This window comes from Gammaproteobacteria bacterium, from assembly GCA_011682695.1.
In the GTDB taxonomy this organism is placed as follows: domain Bacteria; phylum Actinomycetota; class Acidimicrobiia; order Spongiisociales; family UBA4744; genus BMS3Bbin01.
In genome coordinates this window covers 30870-49409 of the sequence record JAACED010000008.1, presented here as the reverse complement: position 1 = coordinate 49409, position 18540 = coordinate 30870, and the positions used below count along the sequence as shown (strand labels likewise).

At 64.0% G+C, this 18540-nt stretch carries 17 protein-coding genes; 7 read left to right on the top strand and 10 right to left on the bottom strand.

The features are described from left to right. Window positions 1-133: 133 nt before the first annotated feature. Both GWP04_02605 and GWP04_02600 read right to left on the bottom strand, forming a co-directional pair. Entirely contained in the window at window positions 134-1045 is a 912-nt protein-coding gene (locus GWP04_02605; GenBank protein NIA24440.1) for a hypothetical protein, read from the bottom strand. 61 nt (window positions 1046-1106) lie between these two features. Beyond that, on the bottom strand, window positions 1107-1877 hold the full coding sequence (locus tag GWP04_02600; GenBank protein ID NIA24439.1) for an alpha/beta fold hydrolase: 771 nt from the start codon (window positions 1875-1877) through the stop codon (window positions 1107-1109). A gap of 42 nt (window positions 1878-1919) precedes the next feature. Between GWP04_02600 and GWP04_02595 the strand changes: the two genes are divergently transcribed. Both GWP04_02595 and GWP04_02590 read left to right on the top strand, forming a co-directional pair. Then, window positions 1920-2711, top strand: a complete 792-nt coding sequence (locus tag GWP04_02595) for a hypothetical protein (GenBank protein ID NIA24438.1) — start codon at window positions 1920-1922, stop codon at window positions 2709-2711. 19 nt (window positions 2712-2730) lie between these two features. Beyond that, window positions 2731-3075 (top strand): YtxH domain-containing protein, encoded by a 345-nt coding sequence (locus tag GWP04_02590; GenBank protein ID NIA24437.1) that lies wholly within the window; start codon window positions 2731-2733, stop codon window positions 3073-3075. A gap of 42 nt (window positions 3076-3117) precedes the next feature. Here GWP04_02590 and pruA read toward each other — a convergent pair whose 3' ends face one another. Continuing rightward, entirely contained in the window at window positions 3118-4668 is a 1551-nt protein-coding gene (pruA, locus tag GWP04_02585; GenBank protein NIA24436.1) for an L-glutamate gamma-semialdehyde dehydrogenase, read from the bottom strand. An 82-nt stretch (window positions 4669-4750) separates the two neighbouring features. Between pruA and GWP04_02580 the strand changes: the two genes are divergently transcribed. Then, window positions 4751-5410: a hypothetical protein gene (locus tag GWP04_02580; protein ID NIA24435.1), complete on the top strand. Its 660-nt coding sequence runs from the start codon at window positions 4751-4753 to the stop codon at window positions 5408-5410. 39 nt (window positions 5411-5449) lie between these two features. Here the strand turns inward: GWP04_02580 and GWP04_02575 are convergent, their stop codons facing one another. Beyond that, window positions 5450-6610, bottom strand: coding sequence for a phosphoserine transaminase (locus tag GWP04_02575; protein NIA24434.1), 1161 nt, complete (start codon window positions 6608-6610; stop codon window positions 5450-5452). On the opposite strand from GWP04_02575, the gene GWP04_02570 reads away from it, so the two are divergent. Genes GWP04_02570 through GWP04_02560 form a run of 3 tightly spaced genes read left to right on the top strand, consistent with a single transcriptional unit; the run spans window position 6593 to window position 10165 of the window. Next, window positions 6593-7786: an aminotransferase class I/II-fold pyridoxal phosphate-dependent enzyme gene (locus GWP04_02570; protein NIA24433.1), complete on the top strand. Its 1194-nt coding sequence runs from the start codon at window positions 6593-6595 to the stop codon at window positions 7784-7786. The genes GWP04_02575 and GWP04_02570 overlap by 18 nt on opposite strands. A gap of 43 nt (window positions 7787-7829) precedes the next feature. Further along, the gene (locus tag GWP04_02565; GenBank protein NIA24432.1) at window positions 7830-8909 is read left to right on the top strand and encodes an alcohol dehydrogenase catalytic domain-containing protein; all 1080 of its coding nucleotides are present in this window, start codon (window positions 7830-7832) and stop codon (window positions 8907-8909) included. Between the two features lie 47 nt (window positions 8910-8956). Next, entirely contained in the window at window positions 8957-10165 is a 1209-nt protein-coding gene (locus GWP04_02560) for an MFS transporter (GenBank protein NIA24431.1), read from the top strand. 32 nt (window positions 10166-10197) lie between these two features. Here the strand turns inward: GWP04_02560 and GWP04_02555 are convergent, their stop codons facing one another. Beyond that, window positions 10198-11154, bottom strand: coding sequence for a hypothetical protein (locus tag GWP04_02555; GenBank protein ID NIA24430.1), 957 nt, complete (start codon window positions 11152-11154; stop codon window positions 10198-10200). Window positions 11155-11240: 86 nt separating this feature from the next. On the opposite strand from GWP04_02555, the gene GWP04_02550 reads away from it, so the two are divergent. Further along, window positions 11241-12176: a hypothetical protein gene (locus GWP04_02550; protein NIA24429.1), complete on the top strand. Its 936-nt coding sequence runs from the start codon at window positions 11241-11243 to the stop codon at window positions 12174-12176. Here GWP04_02550 and GWP04_02545 read toward each other — a convergent pair whose 3' ends face one another. The 5 genes from GWP04_02545 to GWP04_02525 are packed head-to-tail and all read right to left on the bottom strand — an operon-like array spanning window position 12177 to window position 18436. Then, entirely contained in the window at window positions 12177-13037 is an 861-nt protein-coding gene (locus GWP04_02545) for a hypothetical protein (protein ID NIA24428.1), read from the bottom strand. 32 nt (window positions 13038-13069) lie between these two features. After that, window positions 13070-14731, bottom strand: a complete 1662-nt coding sequence (locus GWP04_02540) for a hypothetical protein (GenBank protein NIA24427.1) — start codon at window positions 14729-14731, stop codon at window positions 13070-13072. Next, window positions 14721-16424 (bottom strand): hypothetical protein, encoded by a 1704-nt coding sequence (locus tag GWP04_02535; protein ID NIA24426.1) that lies wholly within the window; start codon window positions 16422-16424, stop codon window positions 14721-14723. The genes GWP04_02540 and GWP04_02535 overlap by 11 nt, the downstream gene beginning before the upstream one ends. A gap of 36 nt (window positions 16425-16460) precedes the next feature. Next, a complete protein-coding gene (locus tag GWP04_02530; protein ID NIA24425.1) occupies window positions 16461-17762 on the bottom strand; it encodes a HAMP domain-containing protein in 1302 nt (433 codons plus the stop codon). Then, the gene (locus tag GWP04_02525; protein ID NIA24424.1) at window positions 17759-18436 is read right to left on the bottom strand and encodes a response regulator; all 678 of its coding nucleotides are present in this window, start codon (window positions 18434-18436) and stop codon (window positions 17759-17761) included. The genes GWP04_02530 and GWP04_02525 overlap by 4 nt, the downstream gene beginning before the upstream one ends. Window positions 18437-18540: the final 104 nt, after the last annotated feature.

The following is an 18540-nucleotide window of genomic DNA, read 5'->3' as shown; positions in this document are numbered from 1 at the left end:
GCCTTGTGGACCGGGATGACCGCCGATGAGCTGGAGTATGTCGATCTGTCCTACTCGCCGCCGTTCTCAGGAGTGTGGGAGCCTGTCAACGTCGCGGCGCGCAAAGCTCGTCAAGCCGCCACGAGACCGTAGCTCAGATAGGAAGGACGCCGACGAGCCGGCCGTCGTGATCCACGATCGGGACCGGCGCACCGTCGAAGAATGAGCCGAGGTCGCTTGCAGCGTCGACCGGATCATCGACGGCGAGGAACACGGGCTCTTCCATCACGTCCTGCACGGTCGTTTCCCCTATTGCGTCGCGAGCGCTTTCGAGACGAAACAGACCGACGAGGCTGCCGTGAGCCGCAACAGGAACGACGGGGGGACCGCCGAGTTTTACCGCCTCGGATACGGACAGCCACGGTGCGATCGCCATTGCCGACTCCGCGGCCTGGAAACAGCGCCGGGGGGAGCTGCGCACGACGACGATCCCTCCAGGTGCCGCGTGGATCAGCTGGCGGCCTGGTCCGAAGAACTGCCGTTGCATCCATGAGCCCCCAGGGGCTCCCAGTACGAGCAGCGCTCCGTCGTCCAGGGTCGACAGCAGTCCACCCGCACTGGTGACCTGCTCCAGGCGACGTTCGAGCGCCGGCACGTGCTCACCGATCCAGTCGAGATTCTCCCGGATGGAGAGATCCTCAGGCGTGTTGCGGGCGGCCGAGACCAACGACCCGGGAACGCCAAGCGACACGGCAACCTGTTGGGCCACTCTCCCTGCGAGCAGCGAGTGCGGCCCCCCGCCGATCGCGGCCATCACAGAGGTCACTTGTTTGACATCGAACTGGTTCGAAGCGACGGAATCGACGAGGTCGAACGACGTCAGTCGACGCTGCACGACGAGATCCGCCCTGGCCTCGATGCACCTCTCTCGCAGGTTCCCCTCTGCGAACACCGGCTCTCCGAGAATCCCCGCGAGCTCCTCGCAGCCATCGCCGCGCGTCCACAGTACCGTCCACAGCTCCGGCCCGTTGCTCCGCGCCTCGCCGGGCTGCTGCCGATGCCCCATCACTTGATCCGTCTGTGCTGCACGTACCCTGATCCTATCCTGATCATGCCTGGACGAGGTTTCAGGTCCAGAACTCCCTGAGGGCATCGTTGACCTGCTCTGGAGCTTCCACCGGCGTCAGGTGTCCTGCTCCGGGGACGGTGACCAGTGTGGAGCCCGGTATCCGCGTCGCCATCGCTTCGGCGACCGCCGGTGGTGTCGGCTGATCCTCCTGCCCGACCAGCACCAGGGTCGGGACGGTAATGGTCGCGAGGAGATCGGTACGGTCGGGCCTGCGAACCATGCCTTCGAGCGCAGCCACGACCGTCTCAGGAGCAGCCGACTCGATCATGCCTCGCAGCCGTGCTCGCACAACGACCGAGGCGCCTGGAGCGAGCAGCCTCTCGACCAGACCATCGACCAATGCACCCATGCCCCTGTCGGCGACCTGCTCGGCCATGAGCCTTCGCCCCGCTCTCCCCTCTTCGCTGTCCTCGCCCGATCTCGTGTCGAACAACGACAGCGAACGGATCACCTGCGGATGTCGCTCCCACAGCGCAAGCGCCGCGTAGCCGCCCATGGACAGCGCAACGACGTCGGCCTGTCGGTCGCCGATGAACTCGGCGATGTCGTCTGCGATCCGGCTCATCGTAAGGACCCGCTCACGCAGCGGATCAGACCTGCCGAAGCCGGGGAGATCGAGCGCGACGCATCGCCGCACCGGCGACAATGCCTCCACCTGATCCAGCCACATCCGGTGGTCGAGAGGAAACCCGTGGACGAATACGGCGAGGGGACCTTGCCCTCGCTCATGGAAGGCCATCGATTGCCCTGCGATATCTCGATACTGCATATGACCACGATACTGTCACCCCCGGCTCGTACCATCTCTGCCATGAGGAAATTGCTCGTGCCGATCCTGCTGGTGCTCGCGGCATGTGCCACACAGCAGGGGGCAACCGTCCTTCGCGTCATCGACGGCGACACCCTGGTCGTCCGACAGGGAGCAGACGAGGTCACGGTCCGCCTGATCGGCATCAACGCTCCGGAGCACGACGAGTGCTACGGAGCCCAAGCCACCCAAGCGCTACGTCACATGGTCGATGCACGAACGGTGACCCTGGTCACCGACGCAGAACCCTTCGACCAATACGATCGGCTTCTCGCGTACGTCTACGTGGAGGGGATGTTCACCAATCAAGACCTCGTAGAGAACGGCTTTGCTCTGGCCCGGCCCTATCCTCCCAACACCGCCCATCAACCTGACCTCGAGCAGGCGATGCAGCGTTCCAGAGCGGCGCACACGGGCATGTGGGCTCCTTCAGCTTGTGGAACAGAACCGTCGGCCATCGTCGACATCGGCCGCATTTCGTTCGATCCTCCGGGCCCCGACGGCCAACACCTCAACCAGGAGACCGTGACACTGCACAACAACCAGGAGTCACCCATCGACCTCTCGGGATGGACACTCAGAGACGGTTCTACCGTTCACCGGTTCGTGTTCCCGGCCGGCTTCGAGCTTCTTCCCGGTGCCGGCGTCACCGTACATACCGGTTGCGGGGTGGATGGCTCCCAAGACCTCTACTGGTGTGCCGACGGTCCGATCTGGAACAACGAAGGGGACATAGTCATTCTGTTCGATGATTCGGGAGCACTTGTCTTCTCCATCACGTATTCTCCTCAGTAGAGCCAGAGAGGAGAACGGTATGGGATTCGCGGACACACTCAAGGGCCTGTTTGGAAAGGCAAAAGAGCAGGCTGTCGAAGCTGCAGACAAGGCCAAGGAATTGGCGGAAGACCTCGGTGAGAAAGCCGCGCCGATGGTGGACAAGGCCAAGGAAATGGCGGAAGACCTCGGTGAGAAAGCCGCGCCGATGGTGGACAAGGCAAAAGACGCTGCAGCGGAAGCCTTCGACAAGGCAAAAGACGTCGCCGGAGACGTCCGCGAGAAAGTCGAAGACAGGATGGGCGAGTTGCGCGGTGCCGGCACCGAAGAAGGCGCCGCGACAGAAGAAGCCGCCGGTGATGCAGAAGACGCCACCGAAGGCTGAGAATCTTGGAGGGAGGGGTGCACGGTCGTGCACCCCTCCCGGCTAGACGAGCCAGCGTTCGGTAACCGTCTTCATCTCCATGAACAGACGCAGGTAACCGGGTCCCCCGGCCTTCGCGTTCGAGCCGGACATGTTGAAGCCGCCGAACGGCTGGACTCCGACCAGGGCGCCGGTGATCTTGCGGTTGATGTACAGGTTCCCCACATGAAACTCCTGGCGCGCACGTTCGATGCGGTCCCGACGTGCCGAGAACAAGCCTCCCGTCAGGCCGTACTGCGTACCGTTGAAGATCTGCACGGCCTGGTCGAAGTTCGTGGCGCGAAGAACCGACAGCACGGGTCCGAAGATCTCATGCTGTGCGATGTATGCATCCGGAGCGACGTCCGCGAATACGGTCGGTTGGATGTAGTAGCCATCGTCGAGATCCACGGGATCTCCACCGGTCAGTAACTTGGCTTCGCTTCTGCCCCGGTCGATATCGGCGAGGATGTTGCGCCGCTGAGCGGCGCTGATCACCGCGTTGACTCGCACATTGTCTTCTGCAGGACCCACCGGCAGCGCCGCTACTGCTTCGACGACTCTGTCGAGTACCGCGTCGTAGACGTCCTCGACCACGATCAGCCTCGACAGTGCCGAACACTTCTGGCCCTGGAATCCGTACGCACTCGTAACCGCAGCAGCGGCAGCCGCGTCGAGGTCGGCGGTCTCATCGACGACGAGTGCATCCTTTCCGCCCATCTCCATGTAGGCCCTCTTGAGCCAAAGTTGCCCTTCGTGCACGACGGCGGCCCGTTCACCGATCCGCAGCCCCACCTCCATAGATCCTGTGAAGTTGATGAAGCGAGTCCTCGGATGATCGACCAGGACATCGCCGATTTCGCTCCCGGCGCCGGGTAGGAAGTTGATGACGCCCGGAGGAAAGCCTGCATCCTCAACGGCCTGCATGAACATCGCTGCCACGACCGGTGTCGTCGATGCCGGTTTGACAACAACCGTGTTCCCGGCGGCGACCGGCCCCACGGCCATTCCGGCCAGGATGGCGAGTGGGAAGTTCCACGGTGGGATCACGACACCGGCGCCCATCGGAATCAGATGGGACTCGTTCTCCTCTCCGGGGTAGGAGAACACCGGAACGGGTTTCGAAAGCTCGATGGCCTGTCTCGCGTAGTACTCGCAGAAATCGATGGCCTCGGCGACATCGGCCTCGGCTTCCAGCCAGTTCTTCGATGCCTCCAGCGTCTCCCACGCCGAGAACTCATACTTGCGATCGCGAAGGATCGCCGCGAGCTTGACCAGGTGCCGGGCCCGCTCATCGGCGCCGAGTCGGGACCATGTCGCATAGGCATCCCACGCGGCGGTGAGAGCACGCTCGGCGGTTTTGGCATCGGCCATCGAAACCGTGCCGACGACCTCGGCGGGACGTGCAGGGTTCAGGCTCTCGATTTCTCGATCTGTCACCACCTTCTCACCACCGATCACCAGCGGATGGTGCGTGAACTTACCCCGAACGTCTCCAAGGGCCTCCTGGTAGGCGGCTGCGTTGTCTGGGTCGGAGAAGTCTGAATACGGCTCATTCACGTACGGCTCGAACAATGCGCCTCCTTTTTTGGCACCCCCAGCCTATCGCGATCGGCACAGGGCTCATCTGTGCAGGTAGGTTTGGTTCCGTTCCACCATGAACGATCCAATTGAAGCGCTGAATACCGCGTCGATAGATGAATGGGCGGACCCTCTCGGTACCGCAGCAATCATCGCAGAGGCAATTCACTCCCTCGTCGACCGTGGCTGGGCCGAGGGACTCGCTGCGGTGCAGCAGCTGCGGCGGCGGCGTGCGGACAGCCCCCTTATGCTCGCTGTCACAGAGCCCGCGCTGGATCCGGACCCGCGGCGCGTGAAAGTCGGGCTCGACGAGGTCGAGCGCAAGATTCGAGACACATCCTGGACCCAGGAACTCGGTCTTCGCCTCGCCCACGACGCTTCGCTCGGGGTCCTGTCGCTCGGCGATGCCACCTTGTCGATCCTTGAAGTCGTAGCCTTCAGGAGCTCACAGGAAACGGACCTCTTCGTCGACAGGTCGTCCATCGCCCGCGGACTCGGCTATCTGCGGCTTCCGATCGTGGTCGCCCCGCCCGAAGAGGCGTCTGTGGTCCTGATTCCTGCGACGGCGCGGTTCCGGAATCGAATCTGGACGACTGCTCGAGCGGCGGACATCGCGCTTCGAGCAAAGGCGGGGGCGACGCGTGTCGTACCCGTCGTCCATCCTCTGGCGGTGCTCTCCCCCCTCTCGAGAACGTTGTACCGGCCGGCGGCGACCCTCATCGATGTGGAGATCTGAAGTCTGCGGTGCTCCGCCGGCCGTGCCGAAACCGACCTCTCAGAGGTGATCGACGACGTACTCGATGCTGGCGAGAAGCGCCTCGACATCTGCGGGGTCCGTCGCCGGCCACGTACCGATGCGCAGCTGATTCCTGCCGAGCTTGCGATACGCCTCGGTGTCGAGGATGCCGTTGCTCCGCAGTGCCTTCGACACGGCAGCCACATCCACCGTGAAGTCGATCGTCACCGTCACCGGCGACCGCATCGCTCGGTCCTCGACAAACACCGAGGCGTAGGAAGCCCGATCTGCCCACTCGTACACCAGCGACGACATGGAGCGACAGCGCTCGACCGCCCAGGAAAGGCCTCCCTGTTCGATCATCCAGTTGATCTGCGTCTCGAGCAGGAACAACGTGATCAGACTTGGCGTGTTCAACGTCTGGTCGAGTCTGGAGTTGCGGAGCGCACTCTCGAGATTCAGCGACGGCGGCAAGGCTCTGCCTGTCGCCGCGATCTGCTCGATTCGATCGATGGCGGCGGGAGAGAGCAGCGCGACCCAGAGTCCGCCATCGGCGCCGAATGCCTTCTGCGGTGAGAAGTAGTAGGCATCGACCGTTTCCATGTCCACGGGAAGCGCTCCCGCAGCAGACGTGGCATCGACCGCAACGATGCCGGGGCCCGGACGCAGCAGAGGCATCATGACACCTGTCGATGTCTCGTTGTGCGTCAGCGCGTAGAAATCGACCTCCGGATTCGGCTCCGGAACCGGATGGGTCCCGGGAGGCGACTCGATCACCTGGGGAGGCTCGAGATGCGGCATCCCCGCGACGACGGAAGCGAACCGTGCACTGAACGCTCCGAAGCTGAGATGCTGGCTTCTTCGGTCGATCAATCCGAATGCCGCCACATCCCAAAACGTCGTTGCTCCTCCGTTTCCGAGAACGACCTCGTACCCGTCGGGAATCGAGAACAGTTCGGCCAGGCCCGAGCGGATGCGATGTACGACATCGCGGACTGCGGACTGTCGATGTGACGTGCCCACGTAGCGTGCGCCGATCCTGACGAGCGCATCGAGGGCTTCCGGGCGAACCTTCGTCGGGCCCGACCCGAATCTCCCGTCGGAGGGCAGTAGATGACTCGGAATCCGAATGTTCACGGCATACTCACTAAAGTCTCGGGAAGTCGTCAAACATAGCGGAACATGAGCAGAATCTCCCATCGCATCGGATCCATCTCAGAGTCGAAGACCTTGGCTGTCAGCGCGAAGGCGAGGGCGTTGCGAGAAGCAGGGCACGACGTCATCGGTTTCGGAGCCGGTGAGCCCGACTTTCCCACTCCCTCGTACATCGTGGAAGCAGCAGCCGAAGCCTGCGCCACTCCGAAATACCACAAGTACTCACCAGCTGCAGGACTCCCAGAACTCCGGGAGGCCGTCGCCGACAAGACCAACCGTGACGCGGGATTCCCGGTGACCGCCGGCCAGGTGCTGATCACCAACGGAGCCAAGCACGCCGTCTTTGCGGCCATGGCGACGCTGCTCGATCCTGGCGACGAAGTCCTGCTGCCTTCCCCCTACTGGGTCACGTACCCCGAAGCGATCAAGCTCGCAGGCGGGATCACCGTCCCCATCACAGCCGATATCGAAAGCGGGTTCCGCGTCGACATCGACTCACTCGAAGCAGCATGGACACCGAAAACGAAAATCCTCCTGTTCGTCTCCCCCTCGAACCCGAGCGGCGCGGTGTACCCCCCGGAGGAGGTCGAGGCGATCGGACGTTGGGCGGCCGAGAAGGGCATCTGGGTCGTGACCGACGACATCTACGAGCACCTCGTGTACGGAGACGCCGAATACCGATCGATGCCTGGAGCCGTTCCCGACCTTCGAGACAGGGCCGTGACCATCAACGGCACTGCAAAGGCCTATGCCATGACCGGATGGCGCGTGGGATGGATGGTCGGACCCCCCGACGTCATCGCGGCGGCTTCCAACCTGCAGTCGCACTCCACTTCGAACGTATGCAACATCGCGCAAGCCGCGGCCCTCGCCGCACTTCGGGGAGGCCTCGAGCCTGTCACTTCGATGCGTGAAGCGTTCGACCGTCGCCGTCGCACGATGTACCGCATGCTTCGGGATATCCCGGGGATCCGCATCCGCGAACCGGAAGGCGCGTTCTACGCCTTTCCGTCCCTCGAGGCCTTCTTGAATCGGCCCGTCGGAGGAAAGGTTTCGGCTACCACCGCCGAACTCGCAGAAGTCGTCCTCGAGGAGGCGCTCGTGGCGTTCGTCCCCGGCGAAGCCTTCGGTGCACCCGGATACGGTCGCTTTTCCTACGCGCTCGGCGACGAGGAACTCGAAGAGGGCCTTCGTCGCCTGGCCGACCTCCTCATCGGCTGAGCCAGACGCCAACACGTTTACACTCGCCGGCAAGGAGGAGTGGATGACGGGCGCGACTGCCAAGGCGATGCTGCTGGTCGAACCGCAGCGTTTCACCGCGACGACATTCGCGATCCCTGAGGTCACAACCGGCGGATGGCTCGCGATCGAAGCGACGGGAGTCAGCGGATCCGACGTCCAGATCTGGCAAGGGACGAACCGGTTCATGCGTTACCCGCTGATTCCGGGCCACGAGATCGTCGGACGGATCGCATCGATCGTCGATGAAGCCTTTGACATCCCCATCGGAACGCGTGTCGTCGTCGAGTCATCGATCCGCTGCGGAGCCTGCCGTCGCTGCTTGAGCGGACTCCATTCGTGCGCGTTCCGCAAACCGATCAACGCCTACGGGAGGCTTCCCTCGACGGAACCGCCGAGCCTGTGGGGGGGATTCGCGGAGTTCCTCTACCTCGATCCCGGAGCGCGACTCCATCCGATCAGCGACAATATCCAGGCGCCTGTCGCGACCTTCACTCATGCCCTTGCCGATGGGTTCACCTGGACCGTGGAGACTCCCGCGCTTCGAGCCGGGGACAGTGTTCTCATCCTGGGTCCCGGCCCTCGTGGCCTCGCCGCGCTCATCGCGGCGAAAGAGGCCGGCGCCGGATGGGTCGGCGTCAGTGGGCTCACCGAAGACAGTGACCGACTCGCTCTCGCAAAGGAACTCGGAGCCGACATGGTCGTCGACGCACGCCAGGTCGACGTGGCAGGATCGGTCGCGGACAGCCTCGGAGCTCGCCCCGAAGTGGTACTGGACGTGACCAGGGATGATCCAGATGCCATCCACACGGCCCTCGACCTTGTCCGCTCCGGAGGCACGGTGGTGATCGCTTCGATCAAAGGTGTGCGCGCCGTCAATCAACTCTTCTCCGACATCATCGTGCTCAAAGAGCTCAATGTCCGAGGAGCCTTCGGAGCCAGCTCCGCCGGCTATCACTGGGCGGCTCAGCACCTCGAGGAGGACCCTCGCCTGGACAAACTGGTCAGTCACGAATTCCCGCTCGACGAGGCGGAACGGGCCATCGAGGCGTCCGCCGGCCTTCTCGGACATGAGGAACTCATCGCGGTGGCAGTGACGTTCTGAGGGTCAAGTCCCGGGTACCGGGACCCGTTGCTGTACAGTCGCCACTCATGGACACCTGGACACCGACACGCGCCAGCACGATCTCGTGGGTGATGTATGACCTGGCCAACACGATTTTCGCGTTGGCCGTCGGCAGTCGGTACTTCTCCGTCTGGGTCGTCCGAGAGCAGGGAGCGACCGACGCCCACTTCGGGTATGCAACCGCCATTGCGATGGTGATCGTCATCTTCCTTGCTCCATGGATAGGGGCGCGCTCGGACCATGTGGGGAGACGAAAGCCCGCGTTGATCGCAGCCACGGTCGTCACGGTGGGAGCGACCGCGCTACTGACGACCGTCGGCCTGTATCCCTCGCTGGCGCTGTACATCGTCGGACAGATCGGATTCACTCTGGGCAGCGTCGTCTACGACGCGATGCTTCCCGACGTCAGCACAGAGCAGAACCGTGGGCGGGTCTCCGGGCTGGGTGTCGGGGTGGGATACCTCGGCTCGTTCATCGCCATCGCGACCGGCATGGTCATGCTCGAGAGGTTCGGATACGGACCGCTCTTTCGGACTCTGGCGGCACTGTTCCTGCTGTTCGCCCTCCCCGCGTTCTTCCTCCTCAAGGAGCGGCCCAGGGCACATCAGAGCGACCATCCGCCGCAGCTCATCGGCTCCCTGCAGCACCTCTTCCACGCCTGGCAGCGGGCCCGCCAATTCCCCGGAGTGACCCGATTCCTCATCGGACGGTTCCTCTACGCAGACGCCGCCAACACCGCGTTTCTGTTCGTGTCCATCTTCGCCATCACCGAGATGGGGTTCTCCGATCGTCAGACAGACCTTCTCGCTCTGGCGGCCATCGTGTCGGCAGTGCTCGGCTCACTACTCGCAGGACGAATCGTGGATGTGATCGGGCCGCGAAAGGTACTGCACGGTGCGATCTACACATGGAGCGCGGCGGTCGCCGTTGCGGTGCTCGCAGCCGTGAGCGGTCACGGCTCCTTCGGATGGTTCGTCGGCGTGCTCGGCGGCATCGCCGCGGGCGCGACCTGGACGTCCGACCGTGTCTACATGGCGAGGCTCTCCCCTCCGGAGCACTACGGCGAGTTCTACGGACTGTATGCCACCGTCGGGAGGTTCGCGACGCTGCTCGGCCCCCTGGTGTGGGCTCTCGTCACCGTCACGCTCGGGTGGGGTCGGATCGTCGCGATCGCCACACTCCTCCTGTTCTTCGCCTCGTCGCGTCTGATCCTCGCCGGAGTGCCAGAGCAGTAGAGGCAGTCAAGACGACCAAGCCTCGTGAACTTCTACCGTTCCACGAGCGTATCGGTGGCGAGTTCGTAGTTGAGTACCTCTTCGACCGCATAGGGATCAGGGAGATCCTCGACAACGGCCGTCTGGCGGGCGAGACGTCGGCCGATCTCGGCGAACCAGAGGTCGTTCGGTATCGACCATGGCCACCGATGCAGGCCGTTCCGGGCACCGACGACTGCACCGACGAGCGGAGCCACGTGCTCCGCATGTGCGACGACTCCTGCGGCTTCGCGCACCACGATCGCCGCCTGCTCGAATCCCGGCGAGGAAAGCGCAACGACCATCGCCGTTACTTCGACTTCCGTGTCTCCGACGTCCCACGACATGACCGCAACGGATACGTCCTTTGCCGAACGCCCGACCAGATCGGGCACTCGTCGGAGCACATCCGAAACCGCCGTGGATCGATCGATGAATCGCTCGGCCTGTACAGCCGTTTCTATGGCTCCATTGACGAGGTCCCAGCCCGTCTGTCCATAGCCTGCCGCTGCTACGGCGCCCGCGATCACACAGGAACCGACTGCCGACTCCGGGCGCGTGTGCGTCGCCCTCGCACTCTCGGTCGCCGTGGCGATCAGGGCGTCCGGATCCTTCCGAAACCACACCCCTACCGGTACCGCCCGAAGGGCCGCTCCGGCATTGCGAAAAGGCATCGGTGTCGAGACTCCCCGCTGGGACTCCTCGAGAAAGGCCATGAACCACGAATCGGGCGACCGGTAGACGCTCGACCGTCCGTCTTGCGGATAGGCGAACTCGAGCAGGTTCGCCGCAAAGGTCTCCCCGTTGAGGGCCTCTGCCCGCATCAGGTGGTACGCGGTCAAGACCATCTGTTGAACACCAAACCCGTAGGCGCGACGAGTCCCGGACAGGAGTAGCTCCCCGGCGGCCGCTCCGAGAAGCGCGCCTTCTCCACCCGCCTCATAGGTGGCGGCGTGGCGTGACATTTCCATACTTCGAGCTATCGGAAGACTGTCGTCCGGCCTTGAGAGGAAGCGTGGGCGGTGCTGCAGATCGGGAACACCGTTACCCTTCGCCTGTGCGTTCCCTCCTCTTGATTGCCAACCCGGCGGCCTCTCGCTTCACCGGCGGCCTCCATCGCGCCGTCGTACTCCGGCTGTCGAGGGCCTATGACGTTGAGACGGCGTGGCCGACAAGTGCCGGCGAGGTCGAAGCGCGAGCCTTGCAGGCCGCCCACAACGGAGTCGACGTTGTCGCGGCGATGGGTGGCGACGGTGTGGTGCACCACGTCGTGAATGGAATCTACGGGACGCGGGCCACACTCGGCATCATCCCCGCTGGAACGACCAATGTACTCGCGAGGATTCTCGGTATCCCCGCTCATCCGGGACGCGCTGCAACGTATCTGGCCTCCGGACCGCCCGCCATCAACGCTCCCCTTGCCCAGATCTCCCTCGGCGCCGGTGGCGGTACGACCGTCCGATACGCGACGTTCGCCAGCGGTGTCGGTTTTGATGCGGAGGTCGTGAGGGTCTCCAACCTCGAGCCGTACCGAAAGTACTGGTTCGGCGGCGTGCACTACGCGCGATCTGCCGCCGGTGTCGTCCTCTCACGTGACAACCGGCAGCCTCCGAACATGCGTGTCGGCGACGGAACACGCTCGGTAGACGCGGCAGCGCTGTTGGTCCAGGTCCACGATCCCTACACGTACTTCGGCAGGGTTCCTCTTCGTATCTCTCGCCGCCCCCACACCGGTCTCGCCGCGCTGCTGGTCGAGCGGCTGACCCTGCCACGCATCCCCGCGATCCTGGCCGCGGCAGTCACCGGCGCGGATCTCAGACGAATCCCCGGTGTGCATGTCTGGGAGGACGTACGGCAAATCGACGTGAGCGCGGATCCCCCGTCGCCCGTTCAAGCGGACGGAGAGCTCCTCGGCGCCGTCGACACGGTTCGATTCTCGGCTCGACCTCGCGGTCTACGGGTCATCGCGCCGACTGCACCGGTCAACGAGTAGCTAGAGCTTCAATTCCTCGGCGACCGTCCGCTCTGCTGCGAGTTCGGCGATCTCGGTGGCCGTGAGGAGCCCGACATCGGACACGATCGCGGTGAAATGCTCCAGCGGAACGATCTCCGACAGAGCCTGGCGCCCCCCGAGCTGCGCCGTGATGCGGAACAGACCGGAAGGAAGCACTTTGTCCCTTCCGGCGGTGAGGTAGAGCGCCACTCCTGCAAGATCCGCGGCAATGGCAAGCCTCCGAATCCCGGCCTTCGACACCGCGGCGTCGGGCCCGATCGCATCCGCTCCCGAGACGACCATATCTACACCCGGAAGCAGCTCAACCGCCGATTTGTCGTCGACCACCTCGACGTCGAACCCCGCGACCGTCAACTCGGCGGCCATCTCCATGCCCTCTCCCCCCGGCATCGCCTCGGTGCAACAGACTTGGAACGAGGATCGCTCCCGGGCAGCATCGAGAACGGACCGCACCGAGCTGGACGCACCATGGACCAGAACCGTCACACCCTCGCCGATGAGGTGGGCCCCCACCGAACCGATCTTTGCCGTGGACGAGGCGAGGCGATCGGCAAACTCCCCCGCGACCTCGACAACACGATCCGCCCCCTCACCGAGAGTGAGATACAACTCGTTGCAGAGAGCGAGGACCGGAGCACGGACAGCCTGTCGATCGATGAGCAGCTCGAGCGCATCGACGATGGCCTCGGGGTACGACTCCGGAGCATAGGTTGCGACACTTCGCGCCAACGCCTCGATCGCTTCTGCAGCTTCCGCCCCAACGGACGCGGCACTCGATACGGTGTCAAGTGACACCGCGGTAACGCGTCGCCACGCCGCCCAGTCTCGCCATTCTGTCACGTACCCGCCCTCCGAGCCGTCAACTGTAGCTTTCAGCTTCCGGGGTCCGCTTCCGATCCGTCCGGTTTGAGGTGGATTGAAACCTGTGGGAGCGCGGACTCGAGTCTGGCCAGCTCGAGGCCGAGCTCTGCCAGGGCTCCTCCAAGCTCGGCGCGATCTCTCATGACGGTGCGAAGCGGCAGGCCGATCCTTCGATCGACCCTCACGGCGAGGCGCCGTTCGATGACTGCCCGGTACGTATGTGCTGCCTTCCTGCCGGCTCTTCTCCCTGACCACCGCACCAAGCGGGCGAGCCCTCTGCCGACGACGAGCGCACCGACTCCCAGGATGGCGGGCCACGGCCAGACGCCTCGCTGAAGCGCTTCGGGCCTCGCCCAAGCCCACATGAACGCAGACACGACGGCGATGGCGACCAGCCACTGCGCCATCGCCGCAAACCGCCACCAACGGGCCTTGCTCGGTACAGGATGATCGCGTGATACTGCGAGGGTGCCGCCCACAGCTTTTCTCAGTTCGGTTTCGACCTTTGCCGGTCCGAAACGCTCTCTGAGTTCTGCACCGAAGCCGCCCCCTGCCTCGAAGGATAATTCGGTCACCGTCGAGGCGACCGCTTCGATCACCTCTTCCAGGCCGGAACGACCTTGCCAATCACGACTCGCCGTGTCGATCGCCTCATCCTCTACCGTCGCACCCAGTGCGCGACCGAGGACACTCCTCCGAAGTCCCGCCACTGCTCTTCCGAGAGGACCTGATCCACTGCGAACCGCGAGATGCCGGCCGGCGTCCTCGGCAGCTCTTACGACCGCCTGGCCGGCGAGGAGATCCGCCAGTCCGGCAACCGCTGCTTCCCGTGTCCCGGCCCAGCGACGATCGAATTCGAGCCCGGAGCCCGGCTGCACGCCGGTGACTTCTGCAACGCCACGACCCGCCCTCCGGATATCCTCGACGAGTTTCCCGATTGCGGTGCGCTTCGCTTCGAGGGTGGCCTCGACGAACGCCACCAGCTGTTCGATGCCGATCGGATGTCCGCTTGCGGGATCGGCGGCGATATCGAACACGACGGGGCCGGCAATCCCGTCAGCCTCGAGGAGAGCGACCAGGTCGTCACGAACGGGGTCGAGTTCCCCGGGCGCAAGACGATCGATCTGGTTGAAGGCGAAAAGGAACTGTTCTTGATATCCGGACAACGGACGAAGGTATCCCTCATGCATGGACCGATCGCCATATTTCTCGGGGTCGAGGACCCAAAGGACCGCGTCGACCCTGGGGATGAGCCGTTCGACGGTCGCCCTGTGCTCAAGACTGATCGAATCGAAATCCGGCAAGTCGACAATAGCCAGGTTCAGTGCCGCCGTGTGTCCGATCCGCTCCTCGATGTCGAGAGCGTCGAGGAGGCGCACGAGTCCCGGCTCGGGCTCGCTTGGCATCCACACGAGGGGCCGATCCGTCGTCGGACGAATCCGACCGACAGGTGCCACAGAAGCCCCGGCGATCGCATTCAGAAGGCTGGACTTGCCGACACCCGTCCCACCGGCAAGCGCGAGAACTACCGTTTCTCCCAAGTACCCCATTCGTCTCCTGGCCTGTCTGGCCACACGCGCATGCGGCTCGAGACGATCGTCAGCGGTCAGGGACCACGCCTTGGCGACCGCAAGATCGAGAATGTCGAGGGCCTTGCCCAGATCACCCGCCATAGAAGATCTCCGCAGTCTCGCGGACCGTCGCCGTTGCGTGGCGCAGACCGAGATCCGATCCCGACAAGATCGCTTCGGCTCGACCAACGAACCGTGCCTCGTCGGCATCGAAAACGTCGCGTAGATGCTCGAAGAGACCCTGCCGAGCGGTCCGGACGAGGGATCGGACCACCGTCGTACCGAACGCCTGCTCGAGCAGCTTCTGTTGGGCGGCAGCCGCCCCGGCCGCGACACCGAACTCCCCTCCGGTCAGCCCGCCGGTGTGTGAGAACATCGCGAGGAGTGCGACGAGATCCACCGCGTTGATTCCGAGTGAGTTCAACTGTGCTCGCCGGCGCTTGTCGGCTCCTTGCTCCGCGATGAGCGCGGCGAGATCCGCAGTCCAGTCCTCGATCGCTTCCTCAATGCGACCGGCCGCCTCTGGAGAGCGTCTCCACAGCTCACCATCCCCCAAGAGAACTTTGCCCGCCGTATCGAGTTCCCAGGCCGCTGCCGCCCGGGTAGCCGCGAGGTCGAGCCGTCGTGCGACGGAGGCTGCAAACTCTCGCCGAGTCTCCTCATCGAACCGTTCGAGATTCCTCTTCCCTCCAAAGACCGTTCCCGCCCAGCGCCGGAGTCGTCCCGTGCCCTCACCGACGGCTTTCAGCAACGATCCCGTGCCGAGAAACTCTTGCCAGCGTGTTCCGATCTCGGCACGGACCAGGGAACCTCTGTCCAATGCCTGGTTGATCTCGTCGAGTTGGCCGGAGTATGCCTCCTTGGCGACACGGACGAGGGCGGCAGCCTCATCTGCCTCCTGCCGGATCGCAACCGTCAGATCACCGGAGCGCACAACCACGTCTTCGACGGCACCCCTTGTGGTGTCCACGATGATGGAGCGCCGCCTGGCGGGATCTGCGAGCTGCACAAGTTGATCTCGCAAACCATCGACGGCGCTCGCGGTGAGGCCCATGTACTCGGGAATGATCGGCTGCTCCGCAATCTCGATCAGAGACAGATCTCCGTGGACGATATTGCGCCGACGAAGATGACCGGAGTAGTCGGCGAGGATCTCGGAGGCACCATTGTCAGGAAGCCGGTTCACGACAAAAACGATCGGCAGCTTGCGTCGCCGGGCCCGATCGAGGAACTCCCAGGGGACCGCGTCCGCGTACCGCTGAGCGCTGGTGATAAAGATGCACATATCGGCGACCGCGAGCAGTTCCTCTGCGATCTCTCGATGCTCCCCGATCACAGAGTCGAAGTCAGGTGCATCGATGAGCGTCACTCCGTGCAGCACAGGTGCGGTGTCGGCAACGATGCGCAGGCTACGGGCCGAGTCGGTACCGGTTTCGTAGCCGCTCATGAACGTGTCACGGTACCGCTGCGCGTGCTCCTCGTGGCACCAGACGACCGGCGCCGTCGTCGTCGGACGTACCGCCCCGGTCTGACTCACCGGTCGTTGAGCGAGCGTATTGACGAGTGTCGACTTGCCGCTGCCTGTGGAACCGACGATCACGGCAACGACCTCCCTGTCGAGATCGACGAGACGAGGTATGAGGTACTCGCGAATCGTCCACCCCAGCTCTTCCCGAAGCTCTCGGCGGACCTGCTGGTCGGCAGATGGCAGCCCGAAGTCGATCGCGGCGATCTGGTCGCCCAATGCGTCCAACGCAGCCCGCAACCGTGCCACCGAGGAGATCTGCCGTCCCATCGGCGGATTGTCCCACACGAGCTCTCCGGTTTTGTTTCAAGCAGTCGGTGCGTCGCGGGAGGGCCCGAACAGCACCTCTACACCTGCACCGCCGTCCGGACCGGAACGCAAGTGCAGCGCCCCTCCTGTCGCTTCTGCCGCCCGGCGCACGATGTCCAATCCCAATCCTGTCGAGCCGCTCCCCGACTCTCCCCGACGCGCGGGGTCACCCTCGGGGAAACCTGCTCCCGAGTCCTCGACGACCAGTCGCACCATTCCATCCTCGGTTCGGTCGACAGCGATGTGAAATGGCGTTCTTTCCGCTGTGTGGGCCAGAACGTTTCCGACGAGCGCGTCGATGACGGCTACGGCGTCTTCCTCGAGAAGCGGCACCTGGTGGGGTCCCCCGTCGATATCCGCCGACCAGACCCTCTTCTGCTCTTGAGCGAGCGCCCCCCAAAACGAGGCTCGCTCCTTGACGACTACACCCAGATCGGTACTGGCGCCCATGCCTTCGCGTAGGGGTCGACGAGCCTGCCGGATGAGATGGTCGACGGTTCTCTCCAGTTCGTCCAGGTCGCCGATGAGCCGCTCCGATCGATCGGGCACGGCTTCGATCTCGAGCCGCAAGGCGGTCAGTGGAGTCCGGAGGCGATGCGACAGATCGGCAGCGGCCCTCCGCTCTTCCTCGAGAAGCTCGCCGACGCGACCGGCCAACCGGTTGAATGCCCTGCCAACCTCGACGATTTCTACCGGCCCATCCGGCTCGACACGCACGCTGAGATCTCCGCCACCGAGGCGATGCGCCGCGACGGAAAGATCACGCACGGGCTGAACTACCGAACGGGCCAGTCGGTCCGCGACCAGTGCGGAGAGCATCACCAACGCGACCCCGAGGGAGCCGAGTACGACCCAGGCCGCAGTGACGTTGCGCTTCAACAGCTCTGAAGCAACGAAGACCCTCACTACGGCAGCTCGTTCCTCTCCTTCGAGAAGGACAGGAACCCAGATAATCTCGCCGTCTTCCGATGGCTCGCGGAACGCCTCGCCGGCAGCTGCTCGTCGATACCCGTCCCCCAATTCGAACGGCTCTCCAACGATCGTCTCGTCCGGAAGGACCACCGAGAGCAGGCCTCCGTCGGCCAGCTCTCCCGATCCGACGAGCGCCACGACCTCCTGAGGCCGACCGCCGGTGATCACAACACCGAGCGCTTGTGACAACGTCTGTGCATCCCTTTCGGCTGCGACGAGAACCCGGTCGCGTGCAAGCGTCTTGACCATCCCGGCGAGTGGGATCAGGAAGGCGAGCACCACCATCGCGGTCACTGCGGCCGAGACCACAGCAAGTCGCCTTCTCACGGTGCAACCAGCTTCACACCCACTCCCCGCACCGTATGCAGATATCGAGGCTCGGCGGCACTCTCACCGAGCTTCTTGCGGAGCCATGAAAGGTGCACATCGACTGTCTTGTCGGCGCCACCGTATGGCTGTCGCCAGACCTCGGCGAGGAGTTCGCGCCTCCCCACGACCGTTCCGGGCCGTTGAGCTAGATATGCCAGGAGGTCGAACTCCTTGCGGGTGAGTGCCAGCGTCCGATCACCCAACCACGCATCCCGGGAGGCGAGATCCATCACCAGATCCCCGAGCGAGAGAACGGACTTCTCGGCTGTCTCACTTCCACGACGAAGCACCGCTCGGATCCTCGCGTCGAGATGAGCTGCAGAGAAGGGTTTGACGACGTAGTCGTCCGCTCCGGCATCGAGGAGATGAACAATCTCCTGCTCATCGTCTCGGGCCGTCGCCACAATGACCGGAACGGCGGTGACGGCCCGAATCATCTTCAAGAGTTCTGCACCGTCGATGTCGGGCAGTCCGAGGTCGAGGATCACGGCGTCGGGACTTCCCGACACCACGAGTTCGAGCCCGGCAAGCCCTGACCCGGCGGCACGCACATCGTGTCCGCGCTCTGCAAGCCTCGCCGTCAGGGTCTGGCGGATCCGGACGTCATCTTCGATGATGATCAGTGCAGCCACGTTCACACCCTATACGGTTGGCATACCCAATCAGCGCCAACGGAGACGGCTTATCACACCTTTAACCTGCCGTTACCGCTCTCCAACGCGTGCACCGACGATAC